At 69.6% G+C, this 23,858-nt stretch carries 23 protein-coding genes; 17 read left to right on the top strand and 6 right to left on the bottom strand.

The features are described 5' to 3' along the window. The first annotated feature begins 78 nt into the window (after positions 1-78). The 6 genes from Q0599_RS18820 (at position 79) to Q0599_RS18845 (ending at position 9,183) form a co-directional block, all read left to right on the top strand. The gene (locus Q0599_RS18820; RefSeq protein ID WP_298832829.1) at positions 79-1,056 is read left to right on the top strand and encodes an alpha-E domain-containing protein; all 978 of its coding nucleotides are present in this window, start codon (positions 79-81) and stop codon (positions 1,054-1,056) included. A gap of 14 nt (positions 1,057-1,070) precedes the next feature. After that, a complete protein-coding gene (locus tag Q0599_RS18825; protein ID WP_298832832.1) occupies positions 1,071-1,904 on the top strand; it encodes a transglutaminase family protein in 834 nt (277 codons plus the stop codon). Further along, complete coding sequence (locus Q0599_RS18830; protein ID WP_298832835.1) at positions 1,905-5,315, top strand: DUF2126 domain-containing protein; 3,411 nt, start codon at positions 1,905-1,907, stop codon at positions 5,313-5,315. 22 nt (positions 5,316-5,337) lie between these two features. Continuing rightward, on the top strand, positions 5,338-7,812 hold the full coding sequence (locus Q0599_RS18835) for a circularly permuted type 2 ATP-grasp protein (RefSeq protein ID WP_298832838.1): 2,475 nt from the start codon (positions 5,338-5,340) through the stop codon (positions 7,810-7,812). Between the two features lie 109 nt (positions 7,813-7,921). Next, positions 7,922-8,809, top strand: coding sequence for a transglutaminase family protein (locus Q0599_RS18840; RefSeq protein WP_298832841.1), 888 nt, complete (start codon positions 7,922-7,924; stop codon positions 8,807-8,809). A 125-nt stretch (positions 8,810-8,934) separates the two neighbouring features. Next, positions 8,935-9,183, top strand: a complete 249-nt coding sequence (locus Q0599_RS18845; protein ID WP_298832844.1) for a hypothetical protein — start codon at positions 8,935-8,937, stop codon at positions 9,181-9,183. 21 nt (positions 9,184-9,204) lie between these two features. Here the strand turns inward: Q0599_RS18845 and Q0599_RS18850 are convergent, their stop codons facing one another. Genes Q0599_RS18850 through Q0599_RS18870 form a run of 5 tightly spaced genes read right to left on the bottom strand, consistent with a single transcriptional unit; the run spans position 9,205 to position 13,874 of the window. Further along, on the bottom strand, positions 9,205-9,537 hold the full coding sequence (locus tag Q0599_RS18850) for a YkgJ family cysteine cluster protein (protein ID WP_298832847.1): 333 nt from the start codon (positions 9,535-9,537) through the stop codon (positions 9,205-9,207). Next, positions 9,537-10,985 (bottom strand): bifunctional serine/threonine-protein kinase/universal stress protein, encoded by a 1,449-nt coding sequence (locus Q0599_RS18855; RefSeq protein ID WP_298832850.1) that lies wholly within the window; start codon positions 10,983-10,985, stop codon positions 9,537-9,539. The genes Q0599_RS18850 and Q0599_RS18855 overlap by 1 nt, the downstream gene beginning before the upstream one ends. Beyond that, positions 10,975-11,718, bottom strand: coding sequence for a metallophosphoesterase family protein (locus Q0599_RS18860; protein WP_298832853.1), 744 nt, complete (start codon positions 11,716-11,718; stop codon positions 10,975-10,977). The genes Q0599_RS18855 and Q0599_RS18860 overlap by 11 nt, the downstream gene beginning before the upstream one ends. Positions 11,719-11,721: 3 nt before the next feature. After that, a complete protein-coding gene (gene argF / locus Q0599_RS18865) occupies positions 11,722-12,654 on the bottom strand; it encodes an ornithine carbamoyltransferase (protein ID WP_298832855.1) in 933 nt (310 codons plus the stop codon). A 5-nt stretch (positions 12,655-12,659) separates the two neighbouring features. Next, the gene (locus Q0599_RS18870; RefSeq protein WP_298832858.1) at positions 12,660-13,874 is read right to left on the bottom strand and encodes an aspartate aminotransferase family protein; all 1,215 of its coding nucleotides are present in this window, start codon (positions 13,872-13,874) and stop codon (positions 12,660-12,662) included. 201 nt (positions 13,875-14,075) lie between these two features. On the opposite strand from Q0599_RS18870, the gene Q0599_RS18875 reads away from it, so the two are divergent. After that, positions 14,076-14,414 carry a DUF3579 domain-containing protein gene (locus Q0599_RS18875; RefSeq protein WP_298832861.1) on the top strand — a complete coding sequence of 113 codons (339 nt, stop codon included), beginning with the start codon at positions 14,076-14,078 and terminating at the stop codon, positions 14,412-14,414. A 48-nt stretch (positions 14,415-14,462) separates the two neighbouring features. Here the strand turns inward: Q0599_RS18875 and rpsT are convergent, their stop codons facing one another. Beyond that, entirely contained in the window at positions 14,463-14,759 is a 297-nt protein-coding gene (rpsT, locus tag Q0599_RS18880; protein WP_298832864.1) for a 30S ribosomal protein S20, read from the bottom strand. 78 nt (positions 14,760-14,837) lie between these two features. Here rpsT and murJ point away from each other — a divergent pair, with 78 nt between their 5' ends. The 10 genes from murJ (at position 14,838) to Q0599_RS18930 (ending at position 23,857) form a co-directional block, all read left to right on the top strand. Then, positions 14,838-16,394, top strand: a complete 1,557-nt coding sequence (gene murJ / locus Q0599_RS18885; RefSeq protein WP_298832867.1) for a murein biosynthesis integral membrane protein MurJ — start codon at positions 14,838-14,840, stop codon at positions 16,392-16,394. A gap of 9 nt (positions 16,395-16,403) precedes the next feature. After that, positions 16,404-17,273, top strand: coding sequence for a tetratricopeptide repeat protein (locus tag Q0599_RS18890; RefSeq protein WP_298832869.1), 870 nt, complete (start codon positions 16,404-16,406; stop codon positions 17,271-17,273). Between the two features lie 66 nt (positions 17,274-17,339). Next, positions 17,340-18,401 carry an AI-2E family transporter gene (locus Q0599_RS18895; protein ID WP_298832871.1) on the top strand — a complete coding sequence of 354 codons (1,062 nt, stop codon included), beginning with the start codon at positions 17,340-17,342 and terminating at the stop codon, positions 18,399-18,401. Next, positions 18,398-19,081, top strand: a complete 684-nt coding sequence (hda, locus tag Q0599_RS18900) for a DnaA regulatory inactivator Hda (RefSeq protein WP_298832873.1) — start codon at positions 18,398-18,400, stop codon at positions 19,079-19,081. The genes Q0599_RS18895 and hda overlap by 4 nt, the downstream gene beginning before the upstream one ends. After that, complete coding sequence (locus Q0599_RS18905) at positions 19,078-19,749, top strand: HAD family phosphatase (RefSeq protein ID WP_298832876.1); 672 nt, start codon at positions 19,078-19,080, stop codon at positions 19,747-19,749. Before hda ends, Q0599_RS18905 begins: the two co-directional genes overlap by 4 nt. Beyond that, on the top strand, positions 19,746-21,257 hold the full coding sequence (pcnB, locus tag Q0599_RS18910) for a polynucleotide adenylyltransferase PcnB (protein ID WP_298832878.1): 1,512 nt from the start codon (positions 19,746-19,748) through the stop codon (positions 21,255-21,257). The genes Q0599_RS18905 and pcnB overlap by 4 nt, the downstream gene beginning before the upstream one ends. 9 nt (positions 21,258-21,266) lie before the next feature. Beyond that, positions 21,267-21,749, top strand: a complete 483-nt coding sequence (gene folK / locus Q0599_RS18915; protein ID WP_298832880.1) for a 2-amino-4-hydroxy-6-hydroxymethyldihydropteridine diphosphokinase — start codon at positions 21,267-21,269, stop codon at positions 21,747-21,749. Beyond that, positions 21,746-22,099 carry a DMT family protein gene (locus Q0599_RS18920; protein WP_298832883.1) on the top strand — a complete coding sequence of 118 codons (354 nt, stop codon included), beginning with the start codon at positions 21,746-21,748 and terminating at the stop codon, positions 22,097-22,099. Before folK ends, Q0599_RS18920 begins: the two co-directional genes overlap by 4 nt. A gap of 75 nt (positions 22,100-22,174) precedes the next feature. Beyond that, entirely contained in the window at positions 22,175-22,822 is a 648-nt protein-coding gene (locus Q0599_RS18925) for a DUF47 domain-containing protein (RefSeq protein WP_298832886.1), read from the top strand. A 24-nt stretch (positions 22,823-22,846) separates the two neighbouring features. Next, complete coding sequence (locus Q0599_RS18930; protein ID WP_298832888.1) at positions 22,847-23,857, top strand: inorganic phosphate transporter; 1,011 nt, start codon at positions 22,847-22,849, stop codon at positions 23,855-23,857. Position 23,858: the final 1 nt, after the last annotated feature.

The raw sequence follows: 23,858 nt of genomic DNA on the forward strand, positions 1-23,858 counted from the left end.
GCTCGCTGGTGGTCAATTCGTCGCAGGGCGGCGGCACCAAGGACACCTGGGTGCTCGAGGCGTGAAGGAGTCCTGAACATGCTGTCCCGTACCGCCGACCACCTGTTCTGGATGTCCCGCTACATGGAGCGGGCAGAGAACACCGCGCGCATGCTCGACGTCAACTACCAGACCTCGCTGCTGCCGCAATCGGCCGACGCCGCGGAGAAGGGCTGGAAGGGCCTGCTGGGCATCTCCGAGCTCAGCGGCGACTTCGCCAGGCGCTATGGGGGTGCCGTCGACGCCCGCAACGTCATGCAGTACATGGTGTCCGACGCGCAGAACCCGTCGAGCATCCGCTCCTGCCTGATGGCGGCGCGCGAGAACGCCCGGGCCGTTCGCGGCACGCTGACCACCGAGGTCTGGGAGACGCAAAATCAGACCTGGCTGGAGTTCCAGCGCATGGTCGTCGGCAGCGACTTCCAGCGCGACCCGAGCGCGCTGTTCGAGTGGGTGAAGTTCCGCTCGCACCTGTCGCGTGGCGTCACCGTGGGCACGATGCTGCAGGACGAGGCCTTCCACTTCCTGCGCATCGGCAGCTTTCTCGAGCGCGCCGACAACACCGCGCGCCTGCTCGACGTGAAGTTCCACGCCGTGGACAGCGAGTTCTTCGGCGCCGCGCAGGCGCAGGGGCAGGGTGCCGCCAAGGACGTCGAGTTCGATTTCTACCACTGGTCGGCGATACTGCGTTCCGTCTCCGGCTTCGAGGTCTACCGCAAGGCCTACCGCAACGTGATCCTGCCGGAGAAGGTGGCCGAGTTGCTCATCCTGCGCCCGGACATGCCGCGCTCGCTGGCGGCCTGCATGCACGAAGTCGTGGGCAACCTGAAGATGGTGGCCAACGAGCAGTCGGGCGAGACGCTGCGCCAGGCCGGCCGGCTGCGCGCCGACCTGCAGTACGGCCGCATCGACGAGATCCTCGCCACCGGCCTGCACGCCTTCCTGACGCAGTTCCTCGACCGCGTGAACACCATCGGCGTGGGCATCAGCCGCGACTTCCTCGTGCCCGTTCAATGAGGGCGCGCTGAGCGATGAAACTCAGCATTCGCCACGAGACGCACTACGAGTACAGCGCGCCGCTGCAATACGCGCTCCAGCAACTGTGCCTGACGCCGCAGGCCAACGCGCATCAGGAGGTGATGGAGTGGCAGCTCAGCGCGCCGGGCCGGCTCTACGCGCAGCGCGATGGCTTTGGCAACCTGTCGCACAGCTGGAGCATGGCGCGCGCCCGCGGTGGCCGGCACGTCTATTGCGGCAGCGTGCAGGCGCATGGCACCGTGACGACCAGGCCGTCGCCCTGGCTGATCGACGATCCCTCCGCGCCGCACCCGGCGCTGTACCTGCGCGCCACGCCGCTCACCGCTCCGAATGCCTCGCTCGCCGAGCTCGGACGCATGTTCCTGCAGGAATCGGTCAACGAGGCTTCGCTGCTGCGACTGGCTGCAGCGGTGCGCGAACGGATCGCCTACCGCGCCGGTGCGACCGACGTCAGCACCAACGCGCAGCAGGCGCTCGCGCTGGGCCAGGGTGTCTGCCAGGACCAGGCGCACGTGTTCATCGCCGCCTGCCGCGCCGCCAGGCTGCCGGCGCGCTACGTGAGCGGCTATTTCCATTCGCCGAAGGCGCCCGAACTGGCCAGCCATGCCTGGGCCGACGTCTGCCTCGACCTCGCCGAGCGGCGCTGGCTGAGCGTCGACGTCACCCACCTCAGCCTGATGGACGAGCGCCACGTGCGGCTGGCCGTCGGTCCCGACTACGCGGCCTGCGCGCCGGTGCGCGGCGTGCGCGAGGGCGGTGGCGACGAATCGATGCGTGTGCGCGTGCTGGTGAGCCAAGCCGTCGAGAAGATCATCCTGGAGCCCTGAATGTCCATCCACGTCGCGCTCAATCACGTGACCCACTACCGGTACGACCGGCCCGTCCACCTCGGGCCGCAGGTCGTCCGCCTGCGGCCGGCGCCGCATTCGCGCACGCGCATCCTGAGCTACTCGATGCGCGTCGAACCGGCCACCCACTTCGTCAACTGGCAGCAGGACCCGCAATCGAACTACCTCGCGCGGCTGGTCTTCCCGGACAAGACGACGAGCTTCCGCATCGAGGTCGACCTGGTCGCCGAGATGTCGGTGCTCAACCCTTTCGACTTCTTCCTCGAGCCCTCGGCCGAGCACTTCCCGTTCGAGTACGACCCCTCGCTCGCCCACGAGCTCGCGCCCTACCGGCTGAAGGGCGAGCTGACACCGGCCTTCGCGGACTACCTGGCGAGCATCCCGCGCGAGAAGAAGCAGACGACCAACTTCCTGGTCGAGCTGAACCAGAAGCTGCAGAAGGACATCGCCTACCTGATCCGCATGGAGCCCGGCGTGCAGACGCCCGAGCAGACGCTGGTCAACGCGAGCGGCTCCTGCCGCGACTCGGGCTGGCTGCTGGTGCAGATCCTGCGCCACCTCGGCTTCGCGGCGCGTTTCGTGTCGGGCTACCTGATCCAGCTGAAGAGCGACGTCAAGTCGCTCGACGGTCCCAGCGGCACCGAGGTCGACTTCACCGACCTGCACGCCTGGTGCGAGGTCTACCTGCCCGGCGCGGGCTGGATCGGCCTGGATCCGACCTCCGGGCTGCTCGCCGGCGAAGGCCACATCCCGCTGGCCTGTTCGCCCGACCCCGGCTCGGCCGCGCCGGTCACCGGCCTGATCGACGAGTGCGAGACCGAGTTCGAGCACCACATGAAGGTCTCGCGCGTCTGGGAGGCGCCGCGTGTCACGCTGCCCTACAGCGACGAACAGTGGACCGAGATCGAGGCGCTCGGCCACCGCGTCGACGAGGACTTGCGTCGCAACGACGTGCGCCTCACGCAGGGCGGCGAGCCGACCTTCGTCTCGGTCGACGACCGCGACGGCGCCGAGTGGAACACCGAGGCGCTGGGGCCCACCAAGCGGCTGCTCTCCGCCGACCTGATGGAGCGGCTGCGCGCCAAGTACGGCGAGGGCGGCCTGCTGCACTACGGCCAGGGCAAGTGGTACCCCGGCGAACAGCTGCCGCGCTGGAGCCTGAACCTGTTCTGGCGCAAGGACCGCGAGCCTGCGTGGACGCATCCGGAGCTGTTCGCCGACGAGCACAAGGACTACGGTGTCACCGACGTGCAGGCGCGTCTGTTCCTCAAGGGCGTGGCCAAGCGCCTGGCGCTGGATACGAAGTACGTCTTCCCCGCCTACGAGGACACCTGGTACTACCTGTGGCGCGAGCGCAAGCTGCCCGGCAACGTCGATCCCTTCGATGCGCGGCTGGCGGATCCGCTGGAGCGCGAACGCCTGCGCAAGGTGTTCAGCCAGGGCCTGGACAAGGTGGTGGGCCACGTGCTTCCGGTGGCCCGGCATGCGGGCGGGCCGGCGCGCTGGCAGAGCGGGCCCTGGTTCCTGCGCAGCGAGCGCTGCTACCTGATCCCGGGCGACTCGGCGATGGGCTACCGGCTGCCGCTGGACTCGCAGCCCTGGGCGTCGGACACGGACATGCCCTGGGTGCGCACCCCCGACCCGACCCAGCCCTTCGCGGCATTGCCGCCTTACCAGAGGCTGCGCTTCCCGAGCCAGTTCGGCGAGCCCGCGCCTGGTGCCAGCGCCGCGCCGGCAGGCAGCTTCGCCGATCGCTCGCGCGCCGCGCTGCGCCACAGCGGCTTCGGCCAGCTCGACGAAGGGCCTGCTGCGTCGAGCCCGGCGCCGGAACTGCGCACGCCGCAGCGCTTCGAGTCGGCCGGCTGGATCACGCGCACGGCCCTGTGCGCCGAGCCGCGGGGCGGAAGGCTGTACGTCTTCATGCCGCCGACCTCGGCGCTGGAGGACTACCTCGAGCTGGTCGCCGCGGTGGAGGACACGGCGCTGGAGATGAAGCTGCCGCTGATCCTGGAGGGCTACGAGCCGCCGCGTGATCCGCGCCTGTCGACGCTGCGCGTGACGCCGGACCCGGGCGTCATCGAAGTCAACATCCATCCGGCACACAGCTGGGAGGAACTGGTCGAGCAGACCACGCACCTCTACCAGGCGGCCCACGAGACGCGGCTGTCGACGGAGAAGTTCATGCTCGACGGCCGCCACACCGGCACCGGCGGCGGCAACCACTTCGTGCTCGGCGGTGCGACCGTGGCCGACTCGCCCTTCCTGCGCCGGCCCGACCTGCTGGCCAGCATGATCGCCTACTGGCACAACCACCCGGCGCTCAGCTACCTGTTCTCGGGCCTGTTCATCGGCCCGACCAGCCAGGCGCCGCGCATCGACGAGGCGCGCAACGACTCGGTCTACGAGATCGAAATCGCCTTCGCCGAGTTGCAGCGCCAGTCCGCACTCGGTCCCACGGCCTGTCCGCCGTGGATGATCGACCGCCTGCTGCGCAACCTGCTCATCGACGTCACCGGCAACACGCACCGCGCCGAGTTCTGCATCGACAAGCTGTACTCCCCCGATGGGCCGACCGGGCGGCTCGGCCTGCTGGAGATGCGCGCCTTCGAGATGCCGCCGCATGCGCGCATGAGCCTGACGCAGCAGCTGCTGATGCGCTCGCTGATCTCGCGCTTCTGGCAGCACCCCTACCGGCCCAGCCGGCTGAAGCGCTGGGGCACCGAGCTGCACGACCGCTTCATGCTGCCGCACTTCGTGTGGGAAGACCTGTGCGACGTGGTCGAGGAGCTCAACGACTTCGGCTATGCGATGAAGGCCGACTGGTTCGCGCCGCACCTGAACTTCCGCTTTCCGCGCCTGGGCGAGTTCGGCGCGCGCGGCGTCGACGTCGAGCTGCGCCTGGCACTCGAGCCCTGGCACGTGATGGGCGAGGAGGGGGCGGCGGGCGGCACGGTGCGTTTCGTCGACTCCTCGGTCGAGCGGCTGCAGCTGCGCGTCACCGGGCTGGTCGGCGACCGCCATCTGCTCACCTGCAACGGCCGCACGGTGCCGCTGCAGCCGACCGGCCGCGTCGGCGAATTCGTCGGCGCGGTGCGCTACCGCGCCTGGAATGCGGCCTCGTCGCTGCACCCGACGATCGGCGTGCACGCGCCGCTGACCTTCGACCTGGTCGACGGCTGGATGAGTCGATCGATGGGCGGCTGCCAGTACCACGTGTCGCACCCGGGCGGGCGCAACTACAGCACCTTCCCGGTCAACGCCTACGAAGCCGAGGCGCGGCGGCTGGCGCGCTTCTTCCGTCTCGGTCACACGCCGGGCGAGATGCGCATCCCCCGCGAAGAGAGGAATCCGAACTTCCCGTTCACGCTGGACCTGCGGCGACAATCCTGAGGACCCGATCTCGACATCCTCGATGCTGCTGAAGTCCCTGCTCGCCGGCTACGCTGCCCGCAGCGGCCGTTACGACGAGCTGCTGGCGGCGCCGCACCAGCCGCGGCCGCACTGGGGCCCCTTCCTGCACGCGCTGGCCGCGCGCGGCGCCGGCAGCCTGTCGGACACGCTAACGCTGATCGAGCGCGAGGTGCGCGAGAACGGCATCACCTACAACGTCTATGCCGATCCGCAGGGCATGGACCGCCCCTGGGCGGTCGATCCGCTGCCGCTGCTGCTGTCCGCGCCCGAGTGGCAGGCGATCGAGGAGGGCGTGACGCAGCGCGCCGAACTGCTCAACCGCGTGCTTGCCGACCTGTACGGCGAGCAGGAACTGCTGCGACGCGGCACCGTGCCGCCGGCGGTGGTGTTCGGTCACGCGGGCTACCTGTCGCCGGCGCAGGGCATCCGGCCGTCGGGCGGCGTGCACCTGTTCCATTACGCCGCCGACCTGGCGCGCTCGCCCGACGGGCGCTGGTGGGTGGTGGGCGACCGCACCCAGGCGCCCTCGGGCGCCGGCTACGCGCTGGAGAACCGGCTGGTCGTCTCGCGCGTCTTCCCGCAGATGTTCCGCGAACTGCGCGTGCAGCACCTGGCCTCCTTCTTCGCCGCGCTGAAGGACTCGCTGCTGCGCTGGGCACCGCGCGGCGGCCCGGGCGACGGCGTGCCGCTGATCGCGCTGCTCACTCCCGGCCCCTACAACGAGACCTACTTCGAGCATGCGCTGCTGGCGCGCTACCTCGGCGTGGCGCTGGTCGAGGGCAGCGACCTCACCGTGCGCGAGGGCTGCGTGTGGATGAAGACGGTCGAGGGCCTGCAGCGCGTGCACGCGCTGCTGCGTCGCCAGGACGACGACTACTGCGACCCGCTCGAGTTGCGCTCCGATTCCGCGCTCGGTGTGGCCGGCCTCACCGAATGCGCGCGGCGCGGCACCGTCCTCCTCGCCAATTCGCTGGGCTCGGGGGTGCTGGAGTCGGGGGCGCTGCTCGGCTACCTGCCGGCGCTGTGCGAGCAGCTGCTCGGTGAGCCTCTCAAGCTGCCCTCGGTGGCCACTTGGTGGCTGGGCGAGCCGGCGGCCTTCGAGGACGCCTGGAAGCGGCTCGACCAGGTGCTGATCAAGCCGATCGAACGCTCGTCGCGCGAGCCCTCGGTGTTCGGGGCCGACCTCGATGCGGCCGCACGCGCCAGACTGAAGGCGCGCGTCGCAGTGCGGCCGCAGCGCTACGTGGCGCAGGAGTGGGTGCACGTCTCGCAGGCGCCGGTGCTGGAGCGCAGCGCGCATGGCCGCGAGACGCTGGCGGCGCGCACCGTCGGTCTGCGCGTCTTCGCCGTGGCCACGCCCGACGGCTATCGACTCATGCCCGGCGGCCTGACGCGCGTGGCCGGCGACGAGGAGCCGCGCGTCGTCGCCATGCAGCGCGGCGGCCGCTCGAAGGACACGTGGGTGCTGTCGGACGCGCCGGTCAATGCCTCCTTCTCGCTGCTCACCAGCACGGTGACGCCGGCCGAACTGGTCAGCTCGCGAGCCAATCTGCCGTCGCGCACGGCGGAGAACCTGTTCTGGTTCGGGCGCTACGGCGAGCGTGCCGACACCGCGGTGCGGCTGCTGCGCGTGGCCATCGAGGCGCAGCTCGACGACACCGAGGTCGATGGCGGTTCGGCCGCGCTGGCGCTGTGCGAGCGCCTCGGGCTGATCGACGCCGACGACGAGCCCGCCATCGCGCTGCTGCGCGCTGCCACGCATCCGGACGGTGCGCTCGCCGAGCGGCTGCGCCAGGTTTCGCGCGTGGCCTTCACGCTGCGCGACCGCATGTCGGCCGACCACTGGCGCACCATCAACCAGCTCATCGGCGACCCGGTGTTCCAGCGCAATGCGTCGTCCACGGCCATGCGCCTGCCGCTCGCGCTGGCCTGGCTGGACCGCGCGGTGACGGCGATGGTCACGCTGTCGGGCTTCGTGCTCGACGGCATGACGCGTGGTACCGGCTGGCGCTTCCTGTCGATGGGACGGCGCATCGAGCGCCTGTGGAACCTCGCCACGGCGCTGCAGGTGGCCACGCGCGAGGGCCGCGACCAGGGCCTGCAGTGGCTGCTGGAATGGGCCGACTCCGCGGTGACCTATCGCTCGCGCTACCTGGTCCAGCCGGAGTGGCTGCCGGTGCTCGACCTGCTGGTGCGTGACGAGCTGGTGCCGCGCTCGCTGGCCTTCCAGCTCAAGGGGCTGGCGGAATACGTCGCCAAGCTGGAGACGGTGCACGGCCGCTTCGCCAGCGACGTGGTGGCGCCCGGCCAGGCGGCGCTGGCCGCTCTGACGCCGGCCGAGCTGCATCCGGAGAGCGAGGCGCTGGCCGAGCTGCTCGACCAGCTGCAGCGCATCGCCGGCGGCGTGTCCGACGAGCTGACGCTGAAGTTCTTCTCGCACGCGGCGTCGCGCTCGGTGCTGTCGCTCGTCGCATGAGTGCCGGCGCCAGCAGTTCGGCACTGCGGCTGGGGCGCCGGCCCGCTCGCGAGCCGGCCCGCGCTGCCGCGGCGGGACGGACGGCGCATCTGCCAGCGCAGGGGCGGACGTGAAGGCCATCCGCTACCGCGTCGAGCACGAGACGCGCTACGCCTACGACGCGCCGGTCTCGCAGTCCTGGCAGCGCGCCCGGTTGACGCCGCGCGCCTTGCCGTGGCAGAAGCTGCTCACCCACGCGATCGACATCGACCCGCGCCCCGACGAGCGCCACGACGGGCCGGACGCCCACGGCAACACCGTCACCCACTTCGGCATTCACGGCGCGCACCGCCGCTTGCGCGTGCTCATGCATGCCGAGGTGGAGGTGGGGGCGCGGACGCAGCTGGTGGCGGGCGACGCTCAGCCGTGGGAGACGGTGGCCGAACTGCTGCGCCGCCCCGGTGCGCCAGCCGACCTGGACGCTGCCCGGCTCACCGAACCCACCGCGCTGCTGCCGCTGTCCGACGCTGCCCGCTGCTACGCGTCGGCGGAGCTCTCGCCCGGCCGCGACTGGCTGGAGGCGGTGACCGGCCTGATGCACGGCATCCATGCCGACTTCGAATTCGAAGCCGGCGCGACCAGCGTCAGCACCTCGGTCGACGATGTGCTGCAGCAGCGGCGCGGCGTGTGCCAGGACTTCGCCCACCTGATGCTCGCCGCGCTGCGCGGCCACGGCCTGGCGGCGCGCTACGTGTCGGGCTATCTGCTCACCGAGCCTCCGCCCGGGAAGCCCCGCCTGATGGGGGTGGACGCGTCCCACGCCTGGGTGGCGGCCTGGTCGCCGCGCCACGGCTGGGTGGAGTTCGACCCCACCAACGACCAGCTCGCCGACCAGCGCTACATCACGCTCGCCTGGGGCGCCGATTTTGCCGACGTGGTGCCGCTGCGCGGTGTCATCCTCGGCGGTGGCACGCAGGCGATGGACGTGGCGGTGAGCGTGATCCCCGTCGCGCCCTGACGCCGTCCCCCCGCCCGGGGGACGGGCTGGGGGGCCTGCCGCCGGGTGACGCGCAAGGGCGATGGTCGACGCGGCCGGGCCTCGCGAGACTGGCTTCCAGCGCAACCCGCCTGCTGGAGGACCCGATGGCCCGCTTCATCACCCGCATCGCCGACCTGTGCCGCCACCGGGCGGCCGAGGAACGCTTCCTGCGCCGCTTCTGCATGATGCGGCCGGGAGCCGACGAGGTCGAAGACTGCGGTCCCGGCTGGTACGCGTCCAGCCGCGAACTGCAGCATGGCCTGCAGGTGCGCGAGGGCCAGCCGGGGGACACGCTGCTGGCCGAGTGGACCGAAGCCTGGCGCCGGCCGCTGCCCGCGGCGCCTGCCGAGTGAGCCCGGCGCCGGCACCCGGCCTCAGGCGGACAGCGGCGGCAGCCCGTGGCGCGCGCGGGCACGGGTGCAGGCCTCGTCGCCCTGGCCCAGCGGGGCTCGCAGGCCGAACTCGCGGCAGGGCGAGGGTCGCCACTCGTAGATGCCGCACTGCGCCTGCACGCCGATCGTCCCGACGAGTGCGGCACAGCGCGGCGCGGCGTGGTCGGTGCCGCGCATGCGGCAGGTATGGTCGTTGACCTCGACCGTCAGGCCGTCCGGCACCGGGCCGCCCCTGCTGGCCAGTTCCGCGCGCGCGAAGTCGACGCGGTACCCCGCGCAGCAGGCGCCGCAGCGCGTGCAGGCGTTGTCCGGCATCAGTCCTCCGCGCTGGCGCGCACGACGGTGACGGTGCAGTCGCACTCCGCGACCACTTGCGCCGACACGCTGCCGAGGTAACGCCGCAATCCGCCGCTGCTGCGCGCGCCCATCACGACATGGTCGACGTGGTTCTTGCGTGCGTACTCGACGATCGCGTCGGCGGCGTCCGGCGCCTCCAGCACGTGGTAGGTCACCCTGCCGGCCTGCAGTTCACGCTGCGGGTCGAGCGCGCGCAGCAGCGGATGGGCCCAGTGCTTCAACTGCACCAGCAACTTGACATGCTTGCTGCTGCCGTCGGGTTCGAGGTACTCGTCGGTGGCAATGCGGTGGGTCTTCATCACCGTCAGGCAGGCCAGGCGCGCGCCGGGCTCGGTCTGCAGCAGTCGCAGCGCCGTGTGGCGCACCGCCTGCAGCAGCGCCGGCGTGGCGCCGGCCACGTCGACCGCGGCGAGCAGGATGGGGCTGCGCTCGGCCTGTTCGGCGGCGCTGGCGGCGCCTTCCGGTTCGCTGCCGATGGCCGAGAGCCAGCGTCTCAGCGTCGTGACGCCACCGCTGCGTGCGCTGCGCAGCGCGCGTTCGGTCAGGGTGACCTGGTCGGGGTTCTGCAGCTCGAACGCAAGCTGTGCAGCGCTCTGGTGGCGCTGGCCGGGTTGCACCTCGAGGCAGCGCAGGATGATCTCCTGCAGCCAGGGCGGCACCTCGGCGCGCAGCGAGCGCGGTGGCTCCGGGTCGCGGAACAGTCGCTGGCGCAGCCCCCGCACGCTGTTCGGGTTGCCGAACGGCCGCGCGCCGGTGGCCAGGTGGTACAGCAGCACACCGAGCGCGAACAGGTCGCTGCGCGGATCGTTGCGCACGAACTGCACCTGCTCCGGCGACATGTACGGGCCGGTGCCCATCGGCAGCTCGAACTCCTCGTCGAGCAGGTCGGGCAGCCGGTCATGGCGGGACAGGCCGAAGTCGATCAGCACCGCCTCGCCGGTCGGCCTGAACATGATGTTGCTCGGCTTCACGTCGAGGTGCACGACATGCTGGCGGTGCAGGTCGTGCAGCGCGGTGGCCACCTTCACGCCCACCGCCACCACTTCGTCCAGCGGCAAGGGCGAGGCGTCGAAGCGCGCGCGCAGCGAGTGGCCGGGGATCATCTCCATCACGATGTAGGGCTGGCGCGTGAAGTCGCCCTTGGCGACGAAGCGCGGCACGTGCGCGCCCGCCAGCGCCGGCATGATCATCTGCTCGACCTCGAATCCGACGATGGTCGCCGGATCGTCGCCGCCCTTGATGCGCGGCACCTTCATGATCAGCGGCGGGTCATCGACCGCATCGATGCGGCTGACGCGCCAGAGGTGGGCCATGCCGCCGCGGTGCAGGTGCTCCTCGAGCCGGAAACCGTCGATCACCTGGCCGGCGTCGAGCCGGTGCGCGGTGTGGCCGTCGTCATTCGCCATGTTCGAGCCGCCGGGCCAGGCGCTGCGGCAGCCCCGCAGCTCGGATCTTCGCGCCCGCCGCCTCGGTGTCGTAGGGCACGCGAAAGTAGGTGAGGGTGGCGGTCACGGTGTCGAAGGTGGCGTAGCAGGCCGCCGGATTGCCGTCGCGCGGCTGGCCGGCCGAACCCGGGATGACCAGCCAGCGGCGCTGCTCGGACAGCGGGATCGGCATGCCGGCGCTCGGCACGAAGTCGCCGATCTTGCCTGTGGCCGTCAGGTGGAACAGCTTGGGATCGTGCACGTGGCCGCAGAAGGTGAAGCGCGCCGACGTGGCCTGCAGGCTGCGGACCGCCTCCGTGCGGCCGAGCACGTAGGCCCACTCCTTCGGCGCGAAGGCATTGGCGTGCACGAACAGCCGCTCGCCGTCGCTGACCGACATCGGCAGCGTGGCGAGGAAGGCGAGCTGCTCGGGGTCGAGCCGCTCGCGCGTCCATTCCACCACCTGGCGCGCCTCGGGGATCATGGTCGGCAGTGCGCCCTGCACGACGGCGGCGTCGTGGTTGCCCATCACGGCGATGGCGCCGCGCGCCACGTGCTCGCGCACCAGGTCGACCACCCAGCCCGGGTCGGCCCCGTAGCCGACGAAGTCGCCGAGAAAGGCATAGCGCAGCGCGCCCTGCGACTTCGCATGGTCCATCACCGCACCGACCGACTCGCGGTTGGCGTGCAGGTCGGTGATCAGCGCGAGGAGCATCGTTCAGCCGATGCGGCCGAGCAGCAGGTACTCCATCAGCGCCTTCTGCACGTGCATGCGGTTCTCGGCCTCGTCCCAGACCACCGACTGCGGCCCGTCGATGACCTCGGCCTCGACCTCCTCGCCGCGGTGCGCCGGCAGGCAGTGCATGAAGAGGGCGTCGGGCTGCGCGGCCGCCATCATCGGGCGGTCCACGCACCAGTCGGCGAAGGCCTTCATGCGCGCCTCGTTCTCCGCCTCGTAGCCCATGCTGGTCCACACGTCGGTGGTGACGAGGTGGGCGCCGCGACAGGCATCCACCGGGCGCTTGAAGGTCTTCAGGCAGTCCGGGTTGGAGACGCCGGCGACCTGCGCGTCGATCTCGTAGCCGGAAGGTGTGCTGACGTGCAAGGTGAAGCCGAGGGTGTCGGCCGCCTGCAGCCAGGTGTTGGCCATGTTGTTGCCGTCGCCGACCCAGGCCACCACCTTGCCCTGGATGCCGCCGCGCTGCTCGATGAAGGTGAAGATGTCGGCGAGGATCTGGCAGGGGTGGTATTCGTTGGTGAGGCCGTTGATCACCGGCACCCGCGAATGCGCCGCGAAGCGCTCGAGCTTGCTGTGCTCGTAGGTGCGGATCATCACCAGGTCGACCATGCGGCTGATCACGCGCGCGCTGTCCTCGATCGGCTCGGCCCGGCCGAGCTGGCTGTCGCCGGTGGTCAGGTGCACCACCGAGCCGCCCATCTGGTACATGCCGGCCTCGAAGCTGACGCGCGTGCGCGTGCTGGCCTTCTCGAAGATCATCGCCAGCGTGCGGTCGGCCAGCGGCTGGTACTTCTCGTAGTTCTTGAAGCGCTTCTTGATGATCGCGGTGCGCTCGAAGAGGTAGGCGTATTCCTCGGCGCGCAGGTCCTTGAACTGCAGGTAGTGCTTCATCAGGCTCATGCCGGGCTTCATGGGACTCACTTCGCCGGCTCGGCCAGGAAGGCCTTGATCAGCGGCACGAGGAGGGCGACGATCTGCGCGGCCTCCGCCTCCGAAAGGATCAGCGGCGGCACGAGGCGGATCACCTTGTCGGCCGTGACACTGAGCATCAGCCCGGCCTGCGCGGCGCGGCCCAGCAGCTCGCCGCAGGGTCGAGCCAGTTCGATGCCGAGCATCAGGCCCTGGCCACGGATCTCGGTGACGCCCTGCACCCCCGCGAGTTCGCGCTGCAGTCCGGCCTTGAGTGCGGCACCGACCTTCTCGGCATTGGCCAGCAGCCCTTCCTCTTCCATGATGCGCAGCGTCTCGACGCCGGCACGCATGGCCAGGGGGTTGCCACCGAAGGTGGTGCCGTGGTTGCCCGGGCCGAGCACGTCGGCCGCGCGCGGGCCGCACACCACCGCGCCCACCGGCACGCCAGACCCCAGGCCCTTGGCCAGAGGCATCACGTCGGGCCGGATGCCGGCCCACTGGTGGGCGAACCACTTGCCGGTGCGGCCGATGCCGCACTGCACCTCGTCGAGCATGAGCAGCCAGCCCTTTTCGTCGCAGAGCTTGCGCACCGCGCGCAGGTAATCGACGGTGGCCGGGTTGATGCCGCCTTCGCCCTGGATCACCTCCATGAAGACGGCGACGATGTTCGGGTTCGTCGCGGCCAGTGACTCGAGCGCCTCGACGTCGTTCAGCGGTACGCGCGGGAACCCTTCCACGAGCGGGCCGAAGCCGGCCTGCACCTTGGGATTGCCGGTGGCGGACAGCGTGGCGATCGAGCGGCCATGGAAGGCCTTCTCGTAGACGACGATCTCCGGGCGATCAACGCCCTTGTCGTGGCCGAACTTGCGCGCGATCTTGATCGCCGCTTCGTTGGCCTCCAGCCCGGTGCTGCAGAAGAACACCTTGCTCAGCCCGGACAGGTCGCACAGCCTGGCGGCGAGTTGTTCCTGCAGCGGCACGTGGTAGTAGTTCGAGCTGTGGATCAGCTTGGCGACCTGCTCCTGCAGCGCCGGCACCAGCTTGGGGTGGGCGTGCCCCAGGGTGTTCACCGCGATGCCGCCCAGGCCGTCGAGGTACTTCTTGCCCTCGGTGTCCCAGACCCAGCAGCCTTGGCCATGCGACAGCGCGATCGGCAGGCGGCCGTAGGTGTTCATCACGTGCGGTTCGGGACTCGCGGGCACTTTTTCCGGGGCATTCATCGCGTTCTCCAGCGCCAAAGGCGAGCGCGGATTCTAAGGGTCGCCCCCTGAGGCGCCGACAACTGCCCATGGGCGCATTCGACTCCGGCATCCAACTTGCTGCGGCGCAGCAAGAGCGCGGCACAATGGCGGCTGCCGATCGGCCGCTGCTCTGGATCGAGCCGCCCTGGTGGCAGGGCCCCCGGGCACCCTTTCGCTCCCATGACCGCCCCCCAACTTCGCGAAATCTTCATCCAGGGTGTGACCCTCGAGGGCAGGACCTTCCGCCCGAGCGACTGGGCCGAGCGACTGGCCGGCGCGATGGCCTGCTTCCGCCCCGACGGGGTGCACTCAGGAATCGGCGCCTACATCGGCTACTCGCCCTACTGCGTGCCACGCGTCATCAATGGCGTGAAATGCGTGATCGTCAACGAAGCGCTGCGCGACATTGAGCCGATGGCCTGGGACTTCGTCATGAACTTCGCCCGCGACAACCAGTTGCAGACCAGCGAAGCCTGCCTGCTGCCGGAGCCGGGCGGGAAGAAGACGGGGCAGAAATGACGAAGGGCCTGCAGCGCAGGCCCTTCGGTACCACCCCAGGAATCGAAATCAGGCGGCGGCGAGCGCCTTGACCTTGGCCGACAGGCGGCTCTTGTGGCGGGCAGCCTTGTTCTTGTGGAACAGGCCCTTGTCCGCGACGGAGTCGATCACGCTCTGGGCAGCCTGGAAGACTTCGGTCGCCTTGGCCTTGTCGCCGGCGAGCACGGCCTTCTGGACGTTCTTGATGACGGTGCGGAACTTCGAGCGCAGCGCGGTGTTGGCGGCGTTGAGCTTGACGTCCTGGCGGACGCGCTTGCGTCCCGACGCGATGCGGACGGTCTTCTTGGCTTTGGAAGAGGTGGCCATGCTGTAGCTTCTGTCCTGGGTGGGGCAAAAACCGTGAGTATAGCAGGATATGACGCTGCCTATAATCCGCCCCTCCTCATGAACCTGCTGCGGGCCGCCTCCACCGTATCGCTGTTCACGCTGGCGTCGCGCATCACCGGCCTGGCCCGCGAAGCCATCGTGGCCGCCATCTTCGGCGCCAGCGGCTTCATGGACGCCTTCCAGGTAGCGTTCCGCATCCCGAACCTGCTGCGCCGGCTGTTCGCGGAAGGCGCCTTCTCGCAGGCCTTCGTGCCCATCCTCGCGGAGACCCGCGCGCGCGAGGGCGACGAGGTGACACGCCGCCTCATCGACGCCGTGGCCACGGTGCTGTTCTGGGCCCTGCTGGTGACCTGCGCACTCGGGATCGTGGCCTCGCCGGTGGTCATCTGGTTGATTGCTTCCGGGCTGGAGCAGTTCGACGCCGCGGTGGTGATGACGCGCTGGATGTTCCCCTACATCGGTTTCATGTCGATGGTCGCCTTCGCGGCGGGAATCCTCAACACGTGGAAGCGATTCGCGCTGCCGGCGGCGACACCGGTGCTGCTGAACGTCGCCGTGATCGCCGCCGCCTGGCTGCTGACGCCGGTGCTGCGCCGACACGGCATCGAGCCGATCTATGCCCTGGCACTGGGGGTGATGGCAGGGGGCGTGCTGCAACTGGGGCTGCAGATCCCGGCGCTGGCGCGCATCGGTTGCCTGCCGCGCGTCGGCCTGGGACCGAGGGCCTTGCGCGAGGCCTTCCACCACCCGGGTGTGCTGCGCGTGCTCAAGCAGATGGCGCCTGCACTGCTGGGCGTGTCGGTGGCGCAACTGTCGTTGCTGATCAACACCCAGATCGCCTCGCACCAGGGGGTGGGCGCGGTGTCCTGGCTCACCTATGCCGACCGGCTGATGGAGTTCCCCACCGCACTGCTCGGCGTGGCGCTGGGCGTGGTGCTGCTGCCACAGCTGTCTGCCGCGCAGGCGACCGGCGAGGCGCAGCGCTATTCCGGCCTGCTCGACTGGGGGCTGCGGCTGGTGCTCATGCTGGCGCTGCCCTGCGCTGTGGCGCTGCTGGTGTTCCCCAAAGCGCTGGTGTCGGTGCTCTACCACTACGGTGCGATCACGCCGCGCGACGTCGAGCGCACCGCCAGCGCGCTGATGGGCTACGGCGTCGGCCTGCTCGGCCTGATCGGCGTGAAGATCCTCGCGCCGGGCTTCTATGCCCGCCAGGACATCCGCACGCCGGTGCGCATCGCCATCGTCGTGCTGGTGCTCACGCAGCTGATGAACCTTGCCTTCGTGCCCTGGCTGGGCCATGCCGGGCTGGCGCTGTCGATCGGCCTGGGAGCGCTGATCAACGCCGGCTGGCTGTTCGTCGGCCTGCGCCGCGCCGAGCTGTACACGCCCGAGCCGGGCTGGCTGCCGTTCGCGCTGCGCGTGCTGCTGGCCAACGCGCTGATGGGCGCGCTGCTCGTCTGGGCTGCGCAGTCGATCGACTGGATCGGCCTGCGCGCGCAGCCCTGGACGCGTGTCGCAGCGCTGGCCGGCTGCATCGCCGCGGCTATGCTGCTGTATTTCGCCTGCCTGCTGGCCACCGGGCTGAAGCTACGCCAATTCATCCGCCGCGGCTAAACTGCCTGCATGGCCGGTCCGCTGCATTTCGAGGCGCCGAGCGCGCTCGACTACTTCGCGACGCTGGTGGCCGACGACGCCAGCTTGCCATTGGTCGAGGCGGCGGTCGCGATCGCGCAGGACGAGTTCCCCGAGCTCGACACGCAGTCAGTGCTGGCCGAACTCGACGCCCTGGCGGACCGGCTGCGCCGGCGCATCCCGGCCGACGCCGTGCCGTTGCAGAAACTGCGCTGGCTGAACCGCTTCTTCTTCCACGAGCTGGGCTTCGCCGGCAACGTCAACGACTACTACGACCCGTCCAACAGCTACCTGCACCGCGTGCTGGCCACGCGGCGCGGCATCCCGATCACGCTAGCGGTGATCTACATCGAGCTGGCCACGCAGGTCGGCCTGACGGCGCGCGGCGTGTCGTTCCCCGGGCACTTCCTGGTCAAGCTGAAGATGTCTCAGGGCGAGGTGGTGATCGATCCGTTCACCGGCCAGTCGCTGTCGCGCGAGGAACTCGACGAACTGCTTGCCCCTTACAAGCGCAGCCGCGGGCTCACCGGCGAATTCGACGCGCCGCTGGGGCTGTTCCTGCAATCGGCTCTGCCGCGCGACGTGATCGCCCGCATGTTGCGAAACCTGAAGGAGATCCATCGCAGCGCCGAAGACTGGCCGCGCCTGCTGGCAGTGCTCAATCGCCTGGTGCTGCTGCTGCCGCAGGCCTGGGAGGAGCGCCGTGACCGCGGTCTGACCTATGCAGAACTCGGGCTGAACAGCGCCGCGGTCGGCGACCTCGCCGACTACCTGGAGCACGCCAGCGATGCGCAGGACCGCCAGGCGATCTCGGCGCGGCTGGCGGAACTGCGCCAGCAGGGCACGCCGCGCCTGCACTGAGGCGGCCGCGGCGCGCTTCGCTGCTTGGGCTGCCCGGCAGGGGCGCCACGTAGAATGCGCGGCCGCATGAACCTCACCCCTGCTCAACGACGCAGCCTGGCCTGGGCCGCGATGGCGCTGTCCGCCACGCTGCTGCTGTGGCTGCTCGCGCCGGTGCTCACGCCCTTCATCGTCGGCGCAGTGCTGGCCTACGCACTGCATCCGGCCGTGGAGCGCCTTGCCGCCCGGCGTGTGCCGCGGCTGCTGGCGGTGCTGGCGGTCGAGGTGCTCTTCATCGTCGCCGTGCTGGCCGTGCTGCTGCTCATCGTGCCGATCATCTCGAAGGAACTGCCGCTGCTGCGCGAGCAGATCCCGCTGCTGGCCGACAAGCTGAATCGCAACCTCTCGCCCTGGCTGGCGCAGTTCGGCATCCACGTCTCGCTGGACATCGCCGGCATCAAGGCTTTCGTGCTGAAGTACCTCGACGCCAACCTGGAGGACGGATTGGCTGCCGCGCTCAGCTCGGCGCGCATCGGCGGCAGCATCGTGCTGGCGGTGATCGGCAACATGGTGCTGGTGCCGGTGGTGCTGTTCTATCTGCTCATCGACTGGCCGCAACTGGTCGAGCGCACCCAGGGCATGGTCCCGCCGCGCATGCGCGAGCGCGTGGTCGGCTTCCTCGACGAGTGCGACGCGGTGCTCGGCCAGTACCTGCGCGGTCAGATGCTGGTGATGCTCATCCTCGCGGCCTTCTACAGCATCGGCCTGGCGCTGTTCCGCTTCGACCTGGCGCTGCCGGTGGGCGTCTTCACCGGCCTGGCGATCTTCATTCCCTACCTCGGCTTCGGTCTCGGCCTGGTGCTGGCGCTGCTCGCCGGCGTGCTGCAGTTCGCCAGCTGGTACGGCGTGATCGCCGTGGCGGTGGTGTACGGCATCGGCCAGCTGGTGGAGAGCCTCTGGCTGACGCCGCAGTTGGTGGGCGAGCGCATCGGCATGAATCCGCTGATGGTGATCTTCGCGCTGCTCGCCTTCGGCCATCTGTTCGGCTTCGTCGGTGTGCTGATCGCGCTGCCGGTCAGCGCGCTGCTCGTCGTGGCCGTGCGGCGCCTGCGCACCGCCTACCTCGCCAGTCCCTTGTACCGCGGATGAAGCAGCTGCCGCTGGCCATAGGCGCGATCGGCGAGGGACCCGAGCAGAGTTTCGAGCGCTTCGTGCCCGGCCCGAACGCCGCCGCACTGGCTCACCTGGCGCAGGGCGCCGTCGCCGGGGCGCCGGTCACCTACCTCTGGGGCGCGAGCGGCACCGGCAAGACACACCTTCTGCGCGCGCTGGTGCGCCGTGCCCATGCGCAGGGTCAGCGCAGCGGCTGGTTCGAGCCGGGCAGCGCACTTCCCTGGTTGCTGGACGAGGCCTGGTCACTCATCGTCATCGACGACAGCGACCTGCTCGACGAGGCGAGGCAACATGCCGCCTTCGCGCTCTTCGTCGATGCCACCACCCACGGCATCCCGATCGCCGCGGCAGGCCGGCTGCCGCCAGTGGACCTGCCCTTGCGCGAGGACCTGCGCACCCGACTCGGCTGGGGTCACGTCTTCGCACTGCAGCCGCTGGCCGAGCCCGAGATGCGCGCGGCGCTGCGCCGCGAGGCCGACCGGCGTGGCGTGTTCCTTTCCGACGAGGTGATGGACTACCTGCTGACGCGCTTCGAGCGCAATCTGAAGCCGCTGATGGCGCAGCTCGAGCGGCTCGACCGCTTCTCGCTGGCCCACAAACGCGCCATCACCGTGCCCATGCTCAAGCAGATGCTCGCCGAGGAGGGCGCGCCGTGAACCTGACGCTGTTCGACCTCGACGAGACGCTGATTCCGCTGGACTCCGACCACGCCTGGGGCGAGTTCGTGATCCGGCTCGGCTGGGTCGACGAGGTCGCGTTCCGGCAGCGCAACGACGAGTTCTACGCCCAGTACAAGGCGGGCGCGCTGGACATCCATGCCTATATCGCCTTCGCCACCGAGCCGTTGCGCCGCCACGGGCCGGCCGAAGCGGCCGCCGCCCATGCCCGGTTCATGCGCGAGGTGGTCGAGCCGGCGCTGCGACCGCAGGCGCTGGCGCTGGTGCGCGAACACCAGGCGCTGGGCGACAAGGTTGCCCTGGTCACGGCCACCAACGACTTCGTCACCGGCCCGATCGCGCGCGCCTTCGGCATCGAGGCGCTGATCGCCGTCCGGCTGGAGCAAGGCCCAGGCGGTACCATCACGGGCCGCATCGCCGGCACGCCGAGCTACCGAGACGGAAAGGTCGTGCGGGTGGGGCAGTGGCTCGCCGAGTCGGGCCAGGACTGGGGCGACTTCGAGCGCATCAGCGTCTACAGCGACTCGCCCAACGACCTGCCGCTGCTCGAGCGGGCCACCGACCCCGTGGCCACCAACCCGTCGCCGACGCTGGAAGCCGTGGCGCGCGAGCGCGGCTGGCGCATCCTGAGACTCTTCGAAGAATGATCAAGAAACTCATCGACAAGCTGCTGGGCAAGTCGTCCAAGGCGAGTTCCGGCGCTGCGCTGGGCAGGCGCGTCGAGGTGCCGAAGGAAGAGCACGGCATCGACCTGTCACTGGTCGACGAACGTGCGATCAAGGTCGTCAAGACGCTGGCCGAGGCGGGCCACGAGGCCTACATCGTCGGCGGCGCGGTGCGCGACCTGCTGCTCGGCCTGCGCCCGAAGGACTTCGACGTGGCCACCAACGCCACGCCCGAGCAGGTCAAGGCGCTGTTCCGCCGCGCGTTCATCATCGGCCGGCGCTTCCGCATCGTGCACGTGGTGTACGGTCGCGGGCGTGACCACGAGGTGATCGAGGTCTCGACCTTCCGCGCCCTGATCGACGCCGCCGCCGCCGAGCAGGTGGCCGGCAACGAGAAGACCTCAAAGGGCGACCTCGCCGGCAAGACCAGCGTGGTCGACGCCAGCGGCCGCGTGCTGCGCGACAACGTCTGGGGCCCGCAGATCGAGGACGCCGCGCGGCGCGACTTCACCGTCAACGCCATGTACTACGACCCGACGCGCGAGGTGGTGGTCGATTACCACGGCGGCATCAAGGACGCAAAGAAGAAGCTGCTGCGCATGATCGGCGACCCGGTCACGCGCTACCGCGAGGACCCGGTGCGCATCATCCGGGTGGTGCGCTTCGCCGCCAAGCTGGGCTTCGAGATCGAGCCGAAGACGCGCGCACCGATCCGGGACTTGGCCGCGCTGCTCGACAACGTGCCGGCTTCGCGCACCTTCGACGAGATGATCAAGCTGCTGCAGACTGGCCATGCACTGGCCAGCATCGAGGAACTGCGCAAGCAAGGCCTGCACCGCGGCGTGTTTCCCGTGCTCGACGTCGCCCTCGACGAGGCGCACCGCCACGACGGGCGCGAGAAGTTCGTGCAGCTTGCGCTGGCCGACACCGATCGCCGCGTCGGCGAGGGCAAGCCGGTGGCGCCGAGTTTCATGCTCGCCTGCATGCTGTGGCACGACGTGCAGGACCGCTGGCGGAAGATCAGGGCGAAGGGCGAACCCGCCTTTCCGGCGCTGCAGCAGGCGATCGATGCCGCTTTCGACGCGCGCATCGGCGACATCTCCGGCCGCGGCAAGCTGGCAGCCGACATGCGCGAGATCTGGATGATGCAGCCGCGCTTCGAGCGGCGCGTCGGCCGCGTACCGCTGACGCTGGTGGAGCAGCCGCGCTTCCGTGCCGGATTCGACTTCCTTCGCCTGCGCGCCGATGCCGGCGAAGTCGATGCCGAACTTGCCGAGTGGTGGGAGGACTTCTCGCTCGGCAGCGACGAGGAGCGAGAGGCGCTGCTCGAGCAAGGTCGCGAGCGCGACGCCGCGCGCCGCGCTTCCGGTCCCGGCGAAGCGGGCGAACTGTCGAAGAAGAAGCGACGGCGGCGGCGCAAGCCTGCCGGCGGCTCGGGCACGAGCAGGGAAGGCGGCGACGGCGGGCCCTCGGTGCCCCCGGCCGACTGAGCGGGCGTCGTGGCCAGCCTGGCCTACGTCGGCCTCGGCGCGAACCTGGGGGATGCGCGGGCGGCGCTGGAAGCGGCCTTCGACGCGCTGGCGGCGCTGCCCCGCACGCAATTGCTGCGGCGCTCGTCGTTCTACCGCAGCGCGCCGGTCGACTCGAGCGGGCCGGACTACCTCAACGCGGTCGCCGAGCTGCGCACCTCGCTCGCCCCGCTCGACCTGCTGCGGCAGCTGCAGGCCATCGAGGGCGCGCACGGCCGCGAGCGTCCGTACCGCAACGCACCGCGCACACTCGACCTCGATCTGTTGCTGCATGGCGACCTCGTGCTCGACTCCCCCGAGCTCACGCTGCCGCACCCGCGTGCCGACCGGCGCGCCTTCGTCCTGCGACCACTGGCCGAACTGGCGCCCGACCGGGTGATTCCGGGCCGCGGCGCCGTGGCTTCGCTGCTCGCCGGTGTGGCCGATCAACGCATCGAGAAGCTGCCGCCATGAACAGCATGCCGGTGCCGCTGCAGACCATATCGCTGCTGGTGGCCTCGAACGTCTTCATGACTTTCGCCTGGTACGGCCACCTGAAGAACCTCGCCGACAGGCCCTGGTACGCCGCCGCGCTGATCAGCTGGGGCATTGCGCTGTTCGAATACCTGCTGCAGGTGCCGGCCAATCGCATCGGTTTCGCCGGTGGCATCTCGCTGGCGCAGCTGAAAATCTTGCAGGAGGTCATCACTCTGGCGGTCTTCGTGCCCTTCGCGATGTTCTTCATGCACCAGCCGTTCAGGCTGGACTATGTCTGGGCCGGGCTGTGCCTGGTCGGCGCGGTGTACTTCATCTTTCGCGGCTGACCGGGAAGGGCCCGGTGGGGCGGACGCTACACTCGCGCCCGTGACAGACCTGTGACAACCACGAAGGGGCGAGGGATGCTGTTCGGCAAGCTGCTGCCGCGGGAGGGCAATTTCTTCGAGCTGTTCAACCAGCACGGTGCGCACATCGTCGAGGGCGCGCGCGCCTTCATGCTGATGATCCAGAACTACGCAGACCTCGAACTGCGGGAGAAGTATGCCGAACAGGTGGTCACTGCCGAGCGCAGCGCAGACCGCGTCACCGCCGAAGTCAACCGCCTGCTGCACAAGACCTTCATCACGCCGATCGATCGCGAGCAGATCCACGGCCTGATCAACGCCATGGACGACATCCTGGACTTGCTGCAGGACGCCACCGAGACGATGTCCCTGTACGACGTACGCGCGATGACCGAGGAGGTGCTGCGCCTGGGCGACCTCTCGGCCAAGTGCTGTGAGCGCGTGCAGCATGCGGTGACGCTCCTCGCCAAGATCAACCACCAGGCCACGGCTGAGGCTGCCATCAAGACCTGCGAGGAGATCGACAAACTCGAGTCCGACGCCGACCGTGTCATGCGCGCTGCGATGTCGAAGCTCTTCCGCGAGGAGACCGACGTGCGCGAGCTGATCAAGCTGAAGACGATCTACGAGCAACTGGAGTCCATCTCGGACCGCTGCGAGGACGTGGCCAACCTGATCGAGGGCATCGTCCTCGAGAACTCCTGATCGGCGAGCGATCGGACTCGCCCCATGGAAAACATCCAGGTCGCCTTCTGGGTCGTCGCCCTGCTGGTCGTGCTGGCCGTCGCCTTCGACTTCATGAACGGATTTCACGACGCGGCAAATTCGATTGCCACCGTCGTGTCCACCGGCGTGCTCAAGCCGCAGCAGGCGGTGTTGTTCGCCGCATTCTTCAACGTTGCTGCGATCTTCATCTTCCAGCTCAAGGTGGCCGCGACGGTGGGCAAGGGCATCGTCGTGCCAGGCGTGGTCGACCACCACGTGGTGTTCGGTGCGCTGATCGGCGCGATCTTCTGGAACATCGTCACCTGGTGGTACGGCATCCCGTCGAGTTCGTCGCATGCGCTGATCGGCGGCATCGTCGGGGCGGTGATCGCCAAGACCGGCGCGAGTTCGCTGGTCGCCAGCGGCGTGCTGAAGACCCTGGCCTTCATCTTCGTCTCGCCGCTGCTGGGCTTCGTGCTCGGCTCGCTGCTGATGGTGATCGTCGCGCACCTGTTCAGGCGCGTGTCACCGCTGCGGGTGGACAACTGGTTCCGCCGATTGCAGCTGGTTTCCGCCGGGCTGTACAGCCTGGGTCACGGCGGCAACGACGCGCAGAAGACGATCGGCATCATCTGGATGCTGCTCATCGCCACCGGCTACACGGCGGCCAGCGACAAGTTGCCGCCGGGCTGGGTGATCTGGACCTGCTACATCGCCATCGGCCTGGGCACCATGTTCGGTGGCTGGCGCATCGTCAAGACCATGGGCCAGAAGATCACCAAGCTGCGCCCGGTGGGTGGGTTCTGCGCCGAGACGGGCGGGGCGATGACCCTGTTCCTCGCCACCGCTCTGGGCATCCCGGTGTCGACCACCCACACGATCACCGGCGCCATCGTCGGTGTCGGATCGGTGCGTCGCGCCGCGGCCGTGCGCTGGGGCATTGCCGGCAACATCGTCTGGGCCTGGATCTTCACGATCCCGGCCTCGGCCTTCGTCGCCGGGGTCTTCTACTGGGTCGGCCTGACGCTGTTCTAAG

Source organism: uncultured Piscinibacter sp. (assembly GCF_937952055.1).
Taxonomy (GTDB): Bacteria; Pseudomonadota; Gammaproteobacteria; order Burkholderiales; family Burkholderiaceae_C; genus Piscinibacter.